This window comes from Sphingomonas sp. Leaf412 (assembly GCF_001425405.1).
Classification (GTDB): Bacteria; Pseudomonadota; Alphaproteobacteria; order Sphingomonadales; family Sphingomonadaceae; genus Sphingomonas.
Genome location: NZ_LMQP01000001.1, coordinates 484,407 through 500,986, shown reverse-complemented (window position 1 = coordinate 500,986; position 16,580 = coordinate 484,407). Strand labels below are relative to the sequence as shown.

Here is a 16,580-nt window from a genome sequence, read left to right as displayed (position 1 = left end):
CCCCAGCGTTCGCTGGGATGACGATTCACTGGACCCCGACGCCGCCCGACAGCGTCGGCACGTCCAGTGCGGAGAAGCCGTAGTGCCGGAGCCAGCGGACATCGCCTTCGAAAAACGGGCGCAGGTCGTCCATGCCGTATTTCAGCATCGCGAGCCGGTCGACGCCGACGCCGAAGGCGAACCCCTGCCATTCGTCGGGATCGAGCCCGCACGCCGCGATGACCTTCGGATGGACCATCCCGCTGCCCAGCAATTCCATCCAGCCCTCGTCCCCGCCCAGCCGGCGCTTGCCGTCGACCGTCGTCCAGCCGACGTCGACCTCCGCCGAGGGTTCGGTGAAGGGGAAATAGCTGGGGCGCAGCCGCAGGACGATGTCGTCACGCTCGAAATACGCCTTCAGGAACGTTTCCAGCGTCCATTTCAGATGGCCCATCGTGATGCCGCGATCGATCACCAGCCCCTCGATCTGGTGGAACATCGGCGTGTGCGTCGCGTCCCAGTCGGAACGATACACGCGGCCCGGCGCGATGATGCGGATCGGGGGTTCCTGCGTCATCATGGTGCGGATCTGCACCGGCGAGGTATGCGTGCGCAGGACCATCGGGGGCTCGTGATCGCCCGCAAGATAGAACGTGTCCTGCATCGCGCGCGCGGGGTGCGTCTCGGGAATGTTGAGCGCGCTGAAATTGTGCCAGTCGTCCTCGATCTCCGGCCCCGTCGCGACCGCGAAGCCCAGGTCGGCGAAGATCTCCGCCATCTCGTCCATCACCTGGCTGACCGGATGGATCGTGCCGCGGGGGGGCGCGTCGACGGGGAGGGTCATGTCCAGCGCCTCGCTGGCGAGCTGCGCGTCGAGCGCGACCTGCTCCAGATGCGCCTTGCGCGCGGTGACCGCGGCGGTGACCGCTTCGCGCAGGGCGTGGATCGCGGGGCCGTTCGCCAGCCGCTCGTCGGGCGTCATCGCCCCCAGCGTCTTGAGCAAGTGCGTCACGCGCCCCTGCTTGCCCAGCGCCTCGACGCGCACGACCTCCAGCGCGTCGAGCGAGGCGGCGGCCTCGGTCGCGGCGAGCAGGTGGGTACGCAGGTGGTCGATATCGGTCATTGTGCGCATGGTCCGGTGGTGGTCGCCGCCAGCGCTACGGCGCGGCGCGGGCGCTGACAAGTTCCGCGCGCCGGACAGCACAAAGGGCGCCATCCTTTCGGACGACGCCCTTCGTCAGAACCCGGGAAGGGTTCAGGCGGTCGCGAGGACCGACTTGCGGCGGCGCATCGAGCCACCGACCGCGCCGAAGCCCAGGATCATCAGACCCCAGGTCGCCGGCTCGGGAACGCCCGCCGCCGCAACGACGTCGAGACGCACGTTGCCCGAGTAGTCGTTGCCGTCGCCACCGGGGACCGCGACATACTGGCTCACCGAGTTGCCGAGGTTGCGGCGGTAGGAGAACTCCGCCAGCGAGTAGGTGAAGCCACCCGTCGTGTACGAGCTGCCGCCAACGAAGGTGTTGGTCAGCGGCGTGTACTGGCCCGACAGGGTGTTGCCGCTCGCGAACGACAGTACGATGTCATAGAACGGGTCCGAGTCAGCCACTTCGCCGGGACGGAAGCCGTCGCCCGCGAGCAGGAAGCCGTTGCCGCCCGGGGTCGTCTCGAAGTTGATGGCTTCGTCGTTCGGGTTCAGGAAGTCGCCCAGACCGGGGGTCTGGAGGAACAGGGTGTAGAAACCGTTGACCGTGGTGTCCCACACCGTGCCCGTCGGGCCGGTGACCACGGCGCTGGTCAGGCGGTCGGCGGCGCTGGCCGGAGACACCGAAGCAAGGGCGGCGACCGTGGCGGCCGCAAGCAAAGTACGCATACGTTAATACCCCTAGTTGCGACGAGCCACCTCGGCCCCCCGCCTTACGCAATGCCCTCCCGGACCCGGGACTTCATTACTGCCAGCTTAACAAAGAAAGGTTCCGCCTGTTCCCTCGAAAATTAGGAATTCGGTAACTTTTTCAGCAAAAACGCCATGTTAACGCGCCCATGGCGAAACTGTCCCACGATGGTACGAAAAAGGGCGCCGGTGATGCCACCCGACGCCCCGTTCCTATCGATACCGCAGACGGTCAGGCCGCGGGCAGTGCCGCCTTCGCCTGCGCGATGATCGCGCTGAATGCCGCGCCCTCGTGCATCGCGATGTCGGCAAGGACCTTCCGGTCCAGTTCGACGCCCGCCAGCTTCAGGCCGTGCATGAACTGCGAATAGGTCAGGCCCTCGGCCCGGACGCCCGCGTTGATGCGCTGGATCCACAGGCCGCGGAACATCCGCTTCTTCACCTTGCGATCGCGATAGGCGTACTGGCCGGCCTTCTCGACCGCCTGCCGCGCGACGCGGATCGTGTTCTTGCGACGACCCCGGTAGCCCTTGGCCTGTTCCAGGATGTTCTTGTGCTTGGCGCGGGTGGTTACACCCCGTTTGACGCGTGCCATCTATCCGGTTCCTCTCAGCTCAGGCCGTACGGCGCCCAGGCCTTCACCGTGGCGGTGTCGGCCTTCGACAGGACCTTGGTCCCGCGGTTCTGGCGGATGTACTTGCTGTTGTGGCTGATGAGGCGGTGGCGCTTGCCGGCGACACCGTGCTTCAGGAGGCCGGAGGCGGTGAGCTTGAAGCGCTTCTTCACGCCGCTCTTGGTCTTGAGCTTGGGCATTTTGGTCCTTTCGATTCGATCGGGACTGGAACAGCCGCGGCAGCCCTAGATGGCCGGGCCGTTCGTGCACCCCGTCGTTGTGAAGTGGGCGCCCGTAGCGCGGCGGCCCGCAGATTGCAACCGATGCGGAACCGCAACGGTCGCTCGCGCGATTGAACGCGCTTATGGACAATGCCGCGCCCGAACCCGTGATCCGGCGCCCGCTGTCGCGCCGCCGACGCCTCGTCCGCAATGTCGCGATCGGCGTCTTCGCCACGATCGCGGCGGTGTGGCTGATCCTGTTCGTCACCAAGGGGCGGTTCCTGAAATCGCCGTTCCAGAGCATTGCGGGGCGCCTGACCGGCCGCGAGGTGCGCGTCGCGGGCGATTTCCAGCTGTATTTCGCGCCGCTGAAGATCAAGTTCCTGGCCGAGGGGCTGACCGTGTCCAACCCCGCCTGGGCGACGCGGCCGTATCTGTTCCAGGCGCAGCGGATCGATTCGCGCATCGCGCCGCTATCGCTGCTGTTCGGCAAGCGGCGCTTCTACTGGCTCGACCTGACGAAGGGTGCGGTCGCGCTGGAATGGGATGCGGGGCACGAGCGCAACACCTGGACGTTCAGCCAGGACAAGGGATCGGGCAAGCCGTTCGACCTGCCGCGGATCGACCGCGCCACGGTCACGGGCACGACCGTCCGGTACCTGGACCCGCGGATGCGGTTGCTGGCGGACCTGTCGATCGACACGATCCGGTCGACCGGTGCGCGGATCGGGTCCGCGGTCGGCGTGACGGGCGACGGGCGCATCCGCGACACGCCCTTCACCCTCGTCGCGCGGCTGCTGTCCCCCGACGCCACGGTGGCGCGGGGGAAGAACGAGCTGGTCGGCACGGTGCGCGCGGCGGGGAACGTCATCGACGTGACGGGCACCCTGCCCTCGATCGCCGATATCGAGAACGTGCCGTTGCAGACGAAGGCGCGGGGGAGGAACCTGTCGTCGCTGCTGGGCATCATCGACGTCGCGATCCCCAACACGCGCGACTATCGCCTGACCGCACAGATGGTGAAGGCGGGGAACGAATATCGCTTCACCCGGCTGCGCGGCACGTTCGGCGAGAGCGACGTGGCGGGGACGCTGACCATCACCAATGCCGCGCGCATCCACCTGGACGCGCGGATGGCGACGCGGTCGCTGGACATCATCGATGCCGCGCCGTTCATCGGCTTCAACCCCGATATCGTGGAGGCGCAGGGCGCGGTCGCCGCCGCCGCCGCGACGGGCGCGGCGCCGCAGCGATTGTTCCCCGACGCCGAACTGCCGGTGGCGACGATGCGATTGTTCGACGCGGACCTGAAATGGACCGTGAAGACGGTGCGGTCGAAGAACCTGCCGATTTCCGACGTCGACCTGACGCTGGACCTCGATCGCGGGCGGCTGGCGCTGTCGCCGCTGACGATGGCGATGGCGCGCGGGAACGTGGCGTCGGACGTGGTGTTCGACACGCGCGCGCGGCCCAGCGCGGTCAGCTACGACATCCGGCTCGCGCCCACGCCGCTGGGGCGACTGCTGGCGGGATACGGCGTGGCGGAGGCGGGGACGACGGGGACGGTGCGCGGCCGCGTGCAGCTGACCGGGCGGGGCGACACGATCCACGATTCGCTCGCCACCGCGCAGGGGCGGATGGCGTTCGTCCTGCCCGCGGGCACGTTCTGGACCCGCAACGTCCAATTGTCCGAACTGGATTTCGGCACGTTCGTGCAGAAGATGTTCGAGGACAAGCTGAAGGAGCCGGTCCGCATCAATTGCGGCGTGGTCGGCTTCACCGTGCGCCGCGGCGTGGCGGCGGCGGACCCGATCCTGATCGACACGAAGCAGAACGTGATCGTCGGGCGCGGCGGGTTCAGCTTCGCGACCGAGACGATCGACCTGGCGGTCCGCGCCGATTCGAAGAAGTTCAGCCTGTTCAGCGGCCAGTCGCCGGTGGGTATCCGCGGCACCTTCGCCGCGCCGGGGCTGGACGTGATCTCCCCCCAACTGGTGACGCGCGCGGGCGCGGCGCTGGGGCTGGCGGTGGTGGCGACGCCGGTCGCGGCGCTGCTGGCGTTCGTCGATCCGGGCGACGCCAAGGCGGCGCAATGCGGTCCGATCCTGGCGGGCCGGACGGCGGCGGCGCAGCGCGACGCGGACGGCAAGCCGCGCGACGACGTGGGCGACGGCACGGCGGGGAAGATCGAGGCGCCGAAGCGGAAGAAGTTCCTGGGCATCTTCTGACGGGGAACGCCCCCACGCCCGGCGCGGTTCGTGTCCCCGCGAAGGATGATCGGGTCGCATCGTCCCCCGGACGATGCTTGAACGTGCGGGGCACGTTCAACCCGTTCATGACCCAGTCTGGGCTCCCGCCTTCGCGGGAGCACGATATTTGCCGGGCTAGACGATCGCGTGGGGCACGTACCGCGCCATGTCGCGCGTGATCGCGCCGTCGTCCTCGCGTACCGACAGCGCGACGGGTTCGTCGCCGACGATCCACGATCCCACGACCGCGTGATTGCCGTCGAACACGGGCAGCGGGGCATAGGCCTGCACGATATGCCCCTCCGCGCCGTAACCGCCCGCGGGGCCGCGCAGGCTGTCGCCGCCCGCGACCAGTTCGATGTCCCACCCCTCGCGCGAGAACAACGGCTTGCGCACATGGCGACTGTCCGTGATCGCCGCGGCCTCCGGCGTGTCGGCGAAGGCGGCGGGGAGGAGATTGGGGTGACCGCGATGGCGTTCCCACAACAACGGCAGGATGCCCTTGTTCGACAGGATCGCCTTCCACGCCGGTTCCAGGAACAGCGTCCGCGAGGATGCGATATGCGCGGCATAGGGCTCGCGCAGCATGTCCTCCCACGGATACAGTTTGAACAAGGCGGCGATCAGGACCGATTCCTCGTCCACGAACCGCCCGTCGCCGTCGACCCCGATCCGGTCGACCGCGACGAAGGCAGGGTCGAGCCCGGCCTGCCGCGCGACATCCTCCAGATAGCGGACGGTCTGGCGATCCTCGACATGGTCGGCGTCGCTGGCGAAATGGACGAGGCTGCCGGGCGTGAACAGCGCGGCGAAGCGCTCCTTCAGCGCATCATGCAGCCGGTTGTACTGGTCCGCGCCCGCGGGCAGCGTGCCGTCGGCGATGCGATCCTCCAGCCACTGCCACTGGAACAGCGCGGTTTCGTAGATGCTGGTGGGCGTGTCGGCGTTATATTCCAGCAGCTTCGCCGGACCGGTGCCGTCGTGGGCGAAATCGAACCGGCCGTACAGGGACGGCGCGGTCGCGCGCCACGACGCGGCGACGACGTCGCGCATGTCGTCGGGGATGGCGAGGCGGTGCATCAGCGCCTCGCTGCCCACGACCTCCCCGACCAGCGCCAGGCAGAATTGGTGCAGCTCGGCGCTGGGCGCCTCGATCCCCTCCTCCACCTCGTCCAGCGTGAAGGAATAATAAGCGCGTTCTTCCCAATAACGCGCGCCGTCCATGTGGTGGAAGGTGAAGCCCATGTCGCGCGCGGTGGCTTCCCAGTCCGGGCGTTCGGGGGTGGGGATGCGGCGCATCAGGTCGCGCGGCCCGTGTAGCGGATGTCCTTCGAGACGGGCCTTCGACTCCGCTTCGCTCCGCTCATTCCCTCCTCTGGACGAACGGGGGTTATTCCCACGTCCGTTCGTGCTGAGGAGGCATTGAGCGAAGTCGAAATGCCGTCTCGAAGCATGGTCGCGCATGCCCTTCGAGACCGGCCCCGGGTCAGGTCCGGCGTCAGCCTCTCCTCAGGGCGAACGGACGTCGGGGAACGCACCCCCTATTCCCGCTGGTCGGTCAGCTTCGCGGGTTCGCCCTGCGGCGGGGCGGACAGGCGGGCGAGGATGTCGTCGGCGCTGGACGATCCCGCCAGCAGGCCGGCGTCGCGCAGCTTCGCGTCGAGGTCCGCGCCGGTGCGCATGTCCTCCAGTTCCGCGGCGGCGCGGAACTTCTCGTCGCGGATCGCCTGCCGCTCCTTCATCCGCGCCAGGCTGTCGGCGGCGGAGCCCAGTTGCGACATCGCGCCGCCCTGGCTGCTGGCGACCGCGGCCTGCGCCTTCTGCACGCTTTCGTTCGCGCGCACGACGTCGACCTCGCGGCGCAGCGTCTCGATCCGCGTGTCGCTCTGCTTGATGATGCCGCGCATCCGGTCCTCGGCGCCGCGCATGTCCGCGATCTGCGGATTCTTGGTCGTCAGGTCCGCCTCGATCGTGGACAATCGCTCCGCGACCTGTCGCGCCAGATCCATGTCGCCGCGCTGGATCGCGGCGCGCGCGGACGTTTCGTAGCGCGCCTTCTGCTCCGCCAGTCCCTCGACCTCCTTCTCGATCATGCGGCGGCGCGCGGTCAGCGTCGCCAGGTCGTCGCGGGCCTTGCCCTGCGCCGTCCCCGCATCCCGGATCTGCTGGTCCAGGATCGTCAGCGCCTTCGCATCGACCACCGACTGCCCCGCCTCGTGCGCGGTGCCGCGGACCAGGGTGACGAGTTGCTTCCACATCGACATCGTTCTTGCTCCCGGATCAGGCGGCGAATTCGGCGCGCAGGTCGGACGCGGCGTCGATCGCATTCTCCGCCAGCACCGACAGCTCGATCTCCACCGCGCGCAGCGGCGATTCGATCGACAGCTCGCCGACCAGTTCGTAATAATCGCGCCCGTCGACCTCGGTGATCGCGAAATTGCTCAAGGGCACCAGCTTCTGCGCCTTCAGGATGAAGCGGTTGAAGGCATCGGCGTCGGGCTGTTCGTCGACCGGCCACAGCAAGGTCGAGACGACGATCTGCTCGCCTGCGACCGACAGGAACACCGACAGGTCGCCGTGCGCATGCATCGTCACGCGCAGCACCGCGTCGGCGGAGGGGATGCGCTCCACGCTGATGTCACTGCCGCGCTCGCCGTTGGACAAAGCGTCCGCCAGCGCGGTGACGGTCCAGGCCCTGGGTATGGTGTCGCTCACTTGGCGTCTCTCCCGCTTGACACCCCGCGCCTTAGCCCGCAGCGTTTCGCGAAGCAAAGGGTCCGAAGGGATGCGGCGATCGCCATTCGCGCTGTTCTTGCGGCGGCTCTATCTCGCGGCCAGCGACCTGCACCCCGGCGTCCTGGCCGGATTGCTGGTCGTGCACATGGCGGCCAGCTACGCCGCATTGGCGCTGGCGGGCGAGCCGGACCTGACGCCGCCGACCGCGTTCCTGTACTGGTACGCCACCACCGCCTCGACCGTGGGTTATGGCGACCTGTCGCCCAAGGGGCCGGCGGGGCGGCTGGTGACGATCCTGTTCGTCATGCCGGGCGCGATCGCGCTGTTCACCGCGGGGATCGCGCGCGTCTTTGCGGGGCTGTCGGGGCGGTGGCGGCGGCGGCGCATGGGGCTGGGGCGGTATAGCATGATGCGCGGGCACACCGTCCTGGTCGGCTTCGATGCGGAGCGCACGCCGCGGATGATCGCGGAGATCCTGGCGGATGCGCCGGGGGCGGAGATCGTGCTGGTCGCGACGCAGCCGCTGGACGGCGACGCGACGACGCACCGCTTCGTCCACGCCGGCGCGCTGACGTCCGCGGACGACCTGGCGCGCGCCGGGATCGACCGGGCGGCGCGCGTGGTGGTCTACGCGCCCAGCGATGCGGAGACGCTGGCCGCGACGCTGGCGGTGACGGCGGCCAATGCGGCGGGGCACGTCGTCTGCTTCCTGCGCGACCGCTATGCCGCACGATTGCTGTCGGTGCATTGCCCGCAGGTGGAGGTGGTCGTCACCCCCGCCGCCGAGCTGGTGGTGAAGGCGCTGAACGATCCGGGGGCCAGCCGCCTGATCGCGCAACTGGCGAGCCATACCGACGAGGGCGCGACGCTGTATGCGACGACCGCGCGCACGGTGGAGACGTTCGACGCGGCGGCGGCGCGGTTGCGCGCGGCGGGTGCGGTGCTGGTCGCGACCTGCGCGGCGGGCGGCGCATCCCCGGTGTTCGATCCCGCCGCGACGGTGGCGTCGGGCGACCGGCTGTTCTACATCGCGCGCGGACGGATATCGGCATGATCTGGAACAGGCTCTTCGGCAACGGCAGCGACGCCGCCTCCCCATCGGTGGCGGTGGTGCGCGACATCACGATCGGGCGGCAGGTCCGCGTCGACCCGCTGGCGTGGCGGCGGCTGCCCGGCGCGGCGTTCACGCTGGACCGCGACACGCTGGAGATCAGCGCGCAGGGAATCATCAAGCTGGACGAGGGCGGCTACGTCCACCGTTTCTACACCGACGACGAACTGATGTTGCAAGCGGTCAGCCAGAAGGCGGACGGATCGGACGCGGACGATTTCACCTTGTTCCGGCCGTGGACCTCGACCTACCCCGCCGGGCCGTGGGACACCGCCTTCGCCGACCGGCTGCGCAAGCCCGACTGGGAAGAGGCCGGGCTGCCGCCCTATCGCCGGTTCTGGTATCCCGGCGACGATCGCGAGCAGCCGCCGGTGCAATTGTGGGAAGCGGTGTATTGGGAGCGCGACGCCGCGCCGGTGAAGCATGTGAAGCAGGCGTGCATGTTGTATGCCCGCGATGTGGCCGAGGGCGGGGTCGTTGCCGGACAGGAGCTGCTGCTGGCGATCGCGATGCAGCCGGAGCGCGGCGACCTGACGCACGAAATCATGGTGGGATTGCCGCTGCTGCCCGCCGAATTCAGCGCCTGAGGGGATGGGAATGCAATTCGATTCGAGCGTGTTCCTGTACGGCGCGGGGCATTTCGTCGTCGCCTTCGGCCTCGCCTGCATCCTGCTGGCGGTGTTCAAGCGCGTGTACCAATGGTCGACGCCGTATGACGAGCGCGCGTTGCTGGCCGCGGGCAACACCGCAGCGGCCGCCGCATTGGGGGGCGCGATCATCGGCTTCGCGCTGCCGCTGGCATCGGCGTTGAGCGTGACCGCCGACCCGGTGGAGTTCGTCGCCTGGGGCGTCCTGGCGGGCGTGGTGCAGGTGGTCGCGTCGTTCGTGATCCGCGCCTTCGTCGTCCGCGACCTGGTGGCCCGGATCGAGGGCGGGAATGCGGCCACGGGCCTGTACGTCGGGGCGACGTCGATCGCGGTCGGCCTGCTCAACGCCGCCAGCATGACCTACTGACATGGCCGACGCCTTCCCTCCCCGCCGCAAGCGATCCGCGGCCCCGGCGCTGACCGCGGTCGGCGCGATGGCGATGTTGTCGGCATGCGAACCGCAGCCGTCGAACGAGCAAGTCTCGCAGCAGCGCTACGGCGCCCCGACCGAGGTCGCCGCCTTCGCCACCCCCGCGGAATGCAAGGCGAGCGGCGATTTCGCGGCGGTGACGTGCGACGAGGCCGCGACCGCGGCGGCGAAAGCCGACGACGGCGCCGCGCCGCGGTTCGAATCGAAGGACCTGTGCGAGGACCAGTTCGGCGACGCGACGTGCCTGCAACGCAGCGGAAGCGGGGGGCAGAGCTTCTTCGTGCCGCTGCTGACCGGGTTCATGATCGGGCGGATGCTGGACGGGCCGGGCTATCGCTACCAGCCGCTGTACCGCAACCGGCGCGACGGGACGTATTTCACCCCCGGCGGCGCGTGGCTGTTCAACGGCGGCTATGGCGGGCGGGCGCACGGATACCAGGTCGGGTCGCGCGCGGTGACCGCGCCGGTGACGACGCAGCGGATCCAGACGCGCAGCTCGGTGGTGTCGCGCGGCGGCTTCGGCGGGCGCGTGGCGGCGCGCTCCAGCGGCGGCTGGGGCGGCGGGTCGCGGTCGTTCGGGGGGTAGTCTGCGCCGACCTTCGTTCGTTCTAGAAGGGCGTGCGGCGAGCCTGTGCTTCGAGACGGCATTTCGGCTTCGCTCAATGCCTCCTCGGCACGAACGGGGACTGGTCTGACGCCCCCCGTCCGTTCGGCCTGAGCGACGTCGAAGGCCATGCGGCGGCGCGGATGCTTCGACTTCGCTCAGCAGGAACGGAGGGCGGTGCGGGGGCGGTGGGCGCTCGTTCCGGGGGGGGATTCGGGTTCACGCGGAGGCGCGGAGGCGCGGAGATGGTGCGCCGGGGGGAAGGTCGGGGGCGGCCGCGGGCCACTCGCTTCCGGCGTACCGTGGAAACGGAATTCTCGCCGAGGCGCGACGACCATCTCAGGCGCGACACCTTCGCGTCTCCGCGCCTTCGCGTGAACCATATCTGCTCGATCGAGGGCAACTGTGCTTCGAGACGGCATTTCGACTTCGCTCAATGCCTCATCAGCACGAACGGGGGCCGGTCTGATCCCCGCACCTCCGTTCGGCCTGAACGACGTCGAAGGCCATGCGGCGGCCCAGATGCTTCGACTTCGCTCAGCACGAACGGAGGGCGGTGCGGGGGCGGTGGGCGCTCGTTCGGGGGTGGTCGGGTTCACGCGGAGGCGCGGAGGCGCGGAGATGGTGCGCCGGGGGGAAGGTCGGGGACGGCCGCAGGTCCCTCGCTTCCGGCGCACCGCGGAAACCGAATTCTCGCCGAGGCGCGACGACCATCTCAGGCGCGACACCTTCGCGTCTCCGCGCCTCCGCGTGAACCATATTTCCTCGATCGAGGGCATGGCGCTTGTGCTTCGCGACGGCATTTCGACTTCGCTCAATGCCTCCTCAGCACGAACGGGCCCGCACCTCCGTTCGGCCTGAACGACGTCGAAGGCCATGCGGCGGCGCCGATGCTTCGACTTCGCTCAGCACGAACGGAGGGCGGTGCGGGGCGGCAGGGGGTAAAGTGCCGTCGTCATTGCGAGCGCAGCGAAGCAATCCAGGGTGCCGCGCGTGGCACTGGATTGCTTCGCTACGCTCGCAACGACGGCGGACAAACGACGACGGCCGGCCGTCCCATCGGACAGCCGGCCGTCGTCACATCACACAAACCCCGGGATCAGCCGTCGTAGTCGGCGCCCAGATTCTGGTTGCGCGGCGGGGCGACGGCGGTGAGGCGCAGTGCCTCCGCCGATGCCGCCAGGCTGCCGACCGCATCGGCCTCTTCCTCGTCGTCGATCTGGACGCGCTGGAGGCTGGACACCGCGGCCTCCTTCAGGTCCTTCGGACGCACGGTCTGCTCCGCGATCTCGCGCAGCGCGACGACCGGGTTCTTGTCGCGATCGCGGTCGATGGTCAGTTCCGCGCCGCCCGACACCTGACGCGCGCGCTGCGCGGCGAGCAGGACCAGGTCGAAACGGTTCGGGATCTTGTCGACGCAATCCTCGACGGTGACGCGCGCCATCGACGCACTCCTTTGGATCAGAGCTAACGGAAGAACCTGTGCCTGTACGCCCCGCGACCGCCCAAGTCAAGAAAAGCGCGCTTGCGCGGGTGCGCGGGCAGGGGCATCGGTCCGCGATGGACGAACCCGCGGACCAGCCGGCCTTTACCGTCGACGGCAACCGGCTGACGCTGCTGGATACCGGGCCGCGGCGGCTGGACGCGGTCATCGCGCTGATCGACGGCGCGCGCGCGACGTTGCGGATGATCTTCTACATCTACGCCGACGACCACGCCGGGCGCCGCGTCAACGCCGCCCTGATCGCGGCGGCGGGGCGGGGCGTGCGCGTCGCGCTGATCGTCGACGGGTTCGGCAGCGACGGGGCGGACGCCGCCTTCTTCCGCCCGCTGGAAAGCGCGGGCATCTCGGTCTGCCGTTTCTCGCCGCGGTTCGGGCGGCGCTACCTGTTGAGGAACCACCAGAAACTGGCGCTCGCCGATGCGGATACGCCCGATGCGCGGATCATCGTCGGCGGATTCAACATCGAGGACGATTATTTCGGCACGCCGGCGCAGCAGGCGTGGCGCGACCTGGGCCTGCTGGTCGAGGGATCGGCGGCGTCGCGGATGGCGGGCTATTTCGACGCGCTGGAGGCGGGCATCCACGACGGCGGCCGGATCCGGCGGCTGAACAAGGCGCTGGCGAAATGGAGCGAGCGGCACGGGCGGCTGCGCTGGGCGATCGGCGGGCCGACGCGGCGGCTGTCGCCGTGGGCGAAGGCGATCAAGCGCGACATGCGCCATGCGCGCCGGATCGACCTGATCGCGGCCTATTTCATGCCCAGTCCGATGCTGCTGCGGCGGATCGAGCGGGCGGGGCGCGGGCGCGGGCGGCACGAACGCGCCGCCGTGCGCGTCGTCACCGCGGCGAAATCCGACAACAATGCCACGATCGCGGCGGCGCGCTTCACCTACGCGGGCCTCCTGCGGCGCGGCATCCGGCTGTTCGAATATCAGCCGACGAAGCTGCACACCAAATTGTACGTCGTCGACGACGCGACGTGGATCGGCAGCGCCAATTTCGACATGCGCAGCCTGTTCGTGAACCTGGAGCTGATGCTGCGGATCGAGGACCGGGCCTTCGCCGACCATGTCCGCGGCTATATCGATGCCGAGATCGCGCAATCGACCGAGGTGACGCGCGAGGGGTATCGCGAGGCCACGGGCTGGTGGCAGCGCGGCAAGCAGTTTGCCGCCTATCTGATGATGGCGGTGGCGGACCCGATGGTGTCGCGGGGCTTGAACTGGGGGATCGACGAATAGCCGCCGCGGGCGCGATCGATCCGCGCGCGTCGCGTCAGAAGCGGAACGCGGTGCCCACGTATACCGCCTGGCTGTCGCGGCGGTCGTCGTCGAGGCGGGTCAGGCGCTCGCGCTCGCTCTTCAGCCGCATGCCCGCGGTCAGATCGAGGTTGCGGGTCAGCGAGTAGCTGCCGCCGACGTCCAGCGCGTAGCTTTCGGGTTCGGCCATCGCGCGCGGCGTGCCCGCCAGCGCGCGATCGGCGGAGGCGGCGACGCGGCCGGTGAACTTCGTGCCCGAATAGCTGAGCGCCACGTCCGCGGCCTCGCGGCTGCCGGGCAGGCCCGCCAGGTCGACCTTCGCGATGTCGCCGCTGACCGCGAACCGCTTCCAGCCCACGGCGACGCCCAGATTGTACGCGATCGGCGCGACGCCGACGGTCGGGGCCATCGCGGCGGTGCGCGTGGACGGATCGTTGTTGGTCCGCGCGCGCACCGCGACGGTGACGGAGCGGCCGGTGCGGACCTCCGACGGGGTGAAGCGGAAGCTGCCGGTGCCCAGGCCGCCGCGCGCCAGCAGGGCGGCCAGTTTCGGATCCGCGGCGGAGGGGGTGAACGATCCGGCGACGCGCGACAGGGGCGCGCGCTTGGCCATGCGCTGCCCCGAATCGGGGGCGCCGATCGCGGGCACGGCCATCATCGCGGCGGCGGCAAGGCCCCCGGCGATCACGCAGCCCATGATGGTGCGACCCACGGTCACGACTCACATCCCCTCAAACCCGGTCATGTGTGACCGGTCCCATAGCGGCCCTAACACGATTCGGTTGCGAGTCCATTGCCGCGACGACGCTTTTGGGCGCCGGTGTTGCGCCATGTCCACAGCCTGCGGCGGCGCTTGCGGCATACCGGCCGGGATTGTAGGGCCGGGAGGCTTTTCGATCGAGGATTTCCGCCCCCATGCCCCGACTGCTGCCCCGCCGCCTGTCCCTCGCGGTCGCCGTCAGCGCCGCGCTCGCCCTTGCCGCCTGCGGTGGCGGCGGCAACCGGCCCAAGGGCGATCTGGCCGCGTCGCGGGTAACGACGATCGGCGTCAACAGCTATCTGTGGCGCGCGAGCCTCGACACGGTCAGCTTCATGCCGCTGCTCCAGACCGATTCCAACGGCGGCGTCATCGTCACCGACTGGTACGTCAACCCGCAGGTGCCGGGCGAGCGGATGAAGGTGACGGTGTCGATCCTGGACCAGGACCTGCGCGCCGACGCGGTGCGCGTCGCGGCATTGCGCGAGATCAACCGCGGCGGGCAGTGGGTGTCCGCGCCGGTGGAGGCGGCGACGACGCAGAAGCTGGAGGATATCATCCTGACCCGTGCGCGCGACCTGCGCCGCGGCGCCGTGACCGGTTGAGCGACCGGCCCGGATGACGACCCGCTTCAACGCGCTGAAGGCGGACGAGCACTGGCAGAAGGTCTGGGACGACCGCGCCACCTTCGCCGCGGACGACCATAGCGCGAAGCCCAAGACGTACGTGCTGGAGATGTTCCCCTATCCGTCGGGGAAGATCCACATGGGGCACGTGCGCAACTATACGATGGGCGACGTCCTGGCGCGCTATCGCCGGATGCGCGGGTTCGAGGTGCTGCACCCGATGGGGTGGGACGCGTTCGGCATGCCCGCGGAAAACGCCGCGATGGAAAAGGGCGTGCATCCGGGCGGATGGACGAAGCAGAATATCGCGACGATGAAGGCGCAGCTGAAGCGGCTGGGCTTCGCGCTGGACTGGACGCGCGAACTGGCGACGTGCGAGCCCGGTTATTACGGGCACGAACAGGCGCTGTTCCTGGAATTCTACAAGGCCGGCCTCGTCTATCGCAAGGAAAGCGCGGTCAACTGGGACCCGGTCGACATGACCGTGCTGGCCAACGAACAGGTGATCGACGGCCGCGGCTGGCGATCGGGCGCGCCGGTGGAGAAGCGCAAGCTGAACCAGTGGTTCCTGCGCATCACGCAATTCGCGGACGAGCTGGTCGAAGGGCTGGGCGACCTGTCCGGCTGGCCCGACAAGGTCCGGTTGATGCAGGAGAACTGGATCGGGAAGAGCCAGGGCCTGACGTTCCGGTTCGCGCTCGACCGGGGGGGCGAGGTCGAGGTCTTCACCACCCGGCCCGATACCATCTTCGGCGCCAGCTTCGTCGCCGTCGCCGCGGATCACCCCATCGCGCAGGCGCTGATGGACGATCCCGCGGTCGCGGCGTTCGTCGCGCGGTGCAAGCAGGGCGGGACCACCGCGGCGGAGATCGAGACGCAGGAGAAGCTGGGCTACGACACCGGCCTGCGCGCGGCGCATCCGTTCGGGGCGGGCGAGTTGCCCGTCTATATCGCGAACTTCGTCCTGATGGATTACGGCACCGGCGCGGTGTTCGGCGTGCCCGCGCACGACCAGCGCGATTTCGATTTCGCGACGAAGTACAAGCTGCCGATCCGGCGCGTCGTGTCCGACGGCGACAGGGACGCGCCCGATTTCGACGGGGACGCGGCGTATACCGGGCCGGGGACGCTGGTGAATTCCCACTTCCTGGACGGCATGGACGTCGAGGATGCGAAGCGCGCGGTGATCCAGCGGGCGGAGGCGGACGGATGGGGCCGCGGATCGACCGTCTATCGCCTGCGCGACTGGGGCGTCAGCCGGCAGCGCTACTGGGGCACGCCGATCCCGATCGTCCATTGCGCCGCCTGCGGCGAAGTGCCGGTGCCCGCGGACCAATTGCCCGTCGTGCTGCCGGAGGACGTGTCGTTCGACGTGCCGGGCAATCCGCTGGACCGTCATCCGACGTGGAAGCACGTCGCCTGCCCGTCGTGTGGCGGCGCCGCGCTGCGCGATACCGACACGCTGGATACGTTCGCGGATTCCAGCTGGTATTTCATCCGCTTCGCCAGCCAGCCGAAGGACCGGCCGTTCGATCGCGCGGTGGCGGAATCGTGGCTGCCGGTCGGGCAATATATCGGCGGGGTCGAACATGCGATCCTGCACCTTCTGTACGCCCGCTTCTGGACCCGCGCGTTGCGGCACGTCGGCATGCTGGACGTCGCGGAACCGTTCACCGGCCTGTTCACGCAGGGGATGGTGACGCACGAGACGTACAAGGCGGCGGACGGCCGGTGGCTGTCGCCCGAGGATATTGACGTTGGCGAGGGTACTCGGTTCGAACGCGCTACGAACCTCCCTGTGACGGTCGGCCGCATCGAGAAGATGTCGAAGTCGAAGAAGAACACCGTCGATCCGACCGAGATCGTCGATCAATACGGCGCGGATGCGGTGCGGTGGTTCATGCTGTCCGATTCGCCGCCCGAGCGCGACCTGGAATGGTCGGAGAACGG

General features: G+C 69.1%; 17 protein-coding genes. 8 read left to right on the top strand and 9 right to left on the bottom strand.

Annotated elements, in window-relative coordinates:
- Positions 1-25: 25 nt before the first annotated feature.
- The 4 genes from pheS to rpmI all read right to left on the bottom strand — a co-directional run bounded on the left by pheS (position 26) and on the right by rpmI (position 2,686).
- On the bottom strand, positions 26-1,102 hold the full coding sequence (gene pheS, locus ASG29_RS02280) for a phenylalanine--tRNA ligase subunit alpha (protein ID WP_055979522.1): 1,077 nt from the start codon (positions 1,100-1,102) through the stop codon (positions 26-28).
- 132 nt (positions 1,103-1,234) lie between these two features.
- Positions 1,235-1,852: a PEPxxWA-CTERM sorting domain-containing protein gene (locus ASG29_RS02275; protein ID WP_082515558.1), complete on the bottom strand. Its 618-nt coding sequence runs from the start codon at positions 1,850-1,852 to the stop codon at positions 1,235-1,237.
- A 253-nt stretch (positions 1,853-2,105) separates the two neighbouring features.
- Entirely contained in the window at positions 2,106-2,468 is a 363-nt protein-coding gene (gene rplT / locus ASG29_RS02270; protein WP_055979519.1) for a 50S ribosomal protein L20, read from the bottom strand.
- Between the two features lie 14 nt (positions 2,469-2,482).
- Positions 2,483-2,686: a 50S ribosomal protein L35 gene (rpmI, locus tag ASG29_RS02265; RefSeq protein WP_055979517.1), complete on the bottom strand. Its 204-nt coding sequence runs from the start codon at positions 2,684-2,686 to the stop codon at positions 2,483-2,485.
- Between the two features lie 164 nt (positions 2,687-2,850).
- Between rpmI and ASG29_RS02260 the strand changes: the two genes are divergently transcribed.
- A complete protein-coding gene (locus ASG29_RS02260; protein ID WP_055979515.1) occupies positions 2,851-4,935 on the top strand; it encodes an AsmA family protein in 2,085 nt (694 codons plus the stop codon).
- Positions 4,936-5,091: 156 nt separating this feature from the next.
- Here ASG29_RS02260 and ASG29_RS02255 read toward each other — a convergent pair whose 3' ends face one another.
- The 3 genes from ASG29_RS02255 to ASG29_RS02245 form a co-directional block, all read right to left on the bottom strand.
- Positions 5,092-6,255, bottom strand: coding sequence for a glutathionylspermidine synthase family protein (locus ASG29_RS02255; protein ID WP_055979513.1), 1,164 nt, complete (start codon positions 6,253-6,255; stop codon positions 5,092-5,094).
- 242 nt (positions 6,256-6,497) lie between these two features.
- Positions 6,498-7,220 (bottom strand): PspA/IM30 family protein, encoded by a 723-nt coding sequence (locus ASG29_RS02250; protein WP_055979510.1) that lies wholly within the window; start codon positions 7,218-7,220, stop codon positions 6,498-6,500.
- Positions 7,221-7,236: 16 nt separating this feature from the next.
- Positions 7,237-7,671: a YjfI family protein gene (locus ASG29_RS02245; protein WP_055979507.1), complete on the bottom strand. Its 435-nt coding sequence runs from the start codon at positions 7,669-7,671 to the stop codon at positions 7,237-7,239.
- A gap of 70 nt (positions 7,672-7,741) precedes the next feature.
- Here ASG29_RS02245 and ASG29_RS02240 point away from each other — a divergent pair, with 70 nt between their 5' ends.
- Genes ASG29_RS02240 through ASG29_RS02225 form a run of 4 tightly spaced genes read left to right on the top strand, consistent with a single transcriptional unit; the run spans position 7,742 to position 10,466 of the window.
- Entirely contained in the window at positions 7,742-8,746 is a 1,005-nt protein-coding gene (locus ASG29_RS02240) for a potassium channel family protein (protein WP_055979504.1), read from the top strand.
- On the top strand, positions 8,743-9,390 hold the full coding sequence (locus ASG29_RS02235) for a DUF2491 family protein (protein ID WP_200932340.1): 648 nt from the start codon (positions 8,743-8,745) through the stop codon (positions 9,388-9,390). Before ASG29_RS02240 ends, ASG29_RS02235 begins: the two co-directional genes overlap by 4 nt.
- Before the next feature lie 10 nt (positions 9,391-9,400).
- Positions 9,401-9,817, top strand: a complete 417-nt coding sequence (locus ASG29_RS02230) for a DUF350 domain-containing protein (RefSeq protein WP_055980728.1) — start codon at positions 9,401-9,403, stop codon at positions 9,815-9,817.
- 1 nt (position 9,818) lies between these two features.
- Entirely contained in the window at positions 9,819-10,466 is a 648-nt protein-coding gene (locus ASG29_RS02225) for a DUF1190 domain-containing protein (protein ID WP_055979499.1), read from the top strand.
- Between the two features lie 1,117 nt (positions 10,467-11,583).
- On the opposite strand, the gene rpoZ is transcribed toward ASG29_RS02225, so the two are convergent.
- On the bottom strand, positions 11,584-11,928 hold the full coding sequence (rpoZ, locus tag ASG29_RS02220; RefSeq protein ID WP_055979496.1) for a DNA-directed RNA polymerase subunit omega: 345 nt from the start codon (positions 11,926-11,928) through the stop codon (positions 11,584-11,586).
- A gap of 116 nt (positions 11,929-12,044) precedes the next feature.
- Between rpoZ and ASG29_RS02215 the strand changes: the two genes are divergently transcribed.
- Positions 12,045-13,229 carry a phospholipase D-like domain-containing protein gene (locus ASG29_RS02215; RefSeq protein WP_055979493.1) on the top strand — a complete coding sequence of 395 codons (1,185 nt, stop codon included), beginning with the start codon at positions 12,045-12,047 and terminating at the stop codon, positions 13,227-13,229.
- Between the two features lie 34 nt (positions 13,230-13,263).
- Here ASG29_RS02215 and ASG29_RS02210 read toward each other — a convergent pair whose 3' ends face one another.
- On the bottom strand, positions 13,264-13,965 hold the full coding sequence (locus ASG29_RS02210; protein ID WP_321163176.1) for a hypothetical protein: 702 nt from the start codon (positions 13,963-13,965) through the stop codon (positions 13,264-13,266).
- Between the two features lie 197 nt (positions 13,966-14,162).
- On the opposite strand from ASG29_RS02210, the gene ASG29_RS02205 reads away from it, so the two are divergent.
- Both ASG29_RS02205 and leuS read left to right on the top strand, forming a co-directional pair.
- Positions 14,163-14,609 carry a DUF3576 domain-containing protein gene (locus ASG29_RS02205; protein ID WP_055979490.1) on the top strand — a complete coding sequence of 149 codons (447 nt, stop codon included), beginning with the start codon at positions 14,163-14,165 and terminating at the stop codon, positions 14,607-14,609.
- Positions 14,610-14,622: 13 nt separating this feature from the next.
- Positions 14,623-16,580: leucine--tRNA ligase (leuS, locus tag ASG29_RS02200; RefSeq protein WP_055980722.1), on the top strand; the 1,958-nt coding region annotated here is incomplete at its 3' end.

Coding starts and splice junctions, on each gene's coding strand:
- ASG29_RS02260 (WP_055979515.1), top strand. CDS start 2,851: ATGGACAATGCCGCGCCCGAACCCGTGATCCGGCGCCCGCTGTCGCGC.
- ASG29_RS02275 (WP_082515558.1), bottom strand. CDS start 1,852: ATGCGTACTTTGCTTGCGGCCGCCACGGTCGCCGCCCTTGCTTCGGTG.
- ASG29_RS02240 (WP_055979504.1), top strand. CDS start 7,742: ATGCGGCGATCGCCATTCGCGCTGTTCTTGCGGCGGCTCTATCTCGCG.
- rplT (WP_055979519.1), bottom strand. CDS start 2,468: ATGGCACGCGTCAAACGGGGTGTAACCACCCGCGCCAAGCACAAGAAC.
- ASG29_RS02225 (WP_055979499.1), top strand. CDS start 9,819: ATGGCCGACGCCTTCCCTCCCCGCCGCAAGCGATCCGCGGCCCCGGCG.
- ASG29_RS02255 (WP_055979513.1), bottom strand. CDS start 6,255: ATGCGCCGCATCCCCACCCCCGAACGCCCGGACTGGGAAGCCACCGCG.
- ASG29_RS02235 (WP_200932340.1), top strand. CDS start 8,743: ATGATCTGGAACAGGCTCTTCGGCAACGGCAGCGACGCCGCCTCCCCA.
- rpoZ (WP_055979496.1), bottom strand. CDS start 11,928: ATGGCGCGCGTCACCGTCGAGGATTGCGTCGACAAGATCCCGAACCGT.
- pheS (WP_055979522.1), bottom strand. CDS start 1,102: ATGACCGATATCGACCACCTGCGTACCCACCTGCTCGCCGCGACCGAG.
- rpmI (WP_055979517.1), bottom strand. CDS start 2,686: ATGCCCAAGCTCAAGACCAAGAGCGGCGTGAAGAAGCGCTTCAAGCTC.
- ASG29_RS02230 (WP_055980728.1), top strand. CDS start 9,401: ATGCAATTCGATTCGAGCGTGTTCCTGTACGGCGCGGGGCATTTCGTC.
- ASG29_RS02205 (WP_055979490.1), top strand. CDS start 14,163: ATGCCCCGACTGCTGCCCCGCCGCCTGTCCCTCGCGGTCGCCGTCAGC.
- ASG29_RS02215 (WP_055979493.1), top strand. CDS start 12,045: ATGGACGAACCCGCGGACCAGCCGGCCTTTACCGTCGACGGCAACCGG.
- ASG29_RS02250 (WP_055979510.1), bottom strand. CDS start 7,220: ATGTCGATGTGGAAGCAACTCGTCACCCTGGTCCGCGGCACCGCGCAC.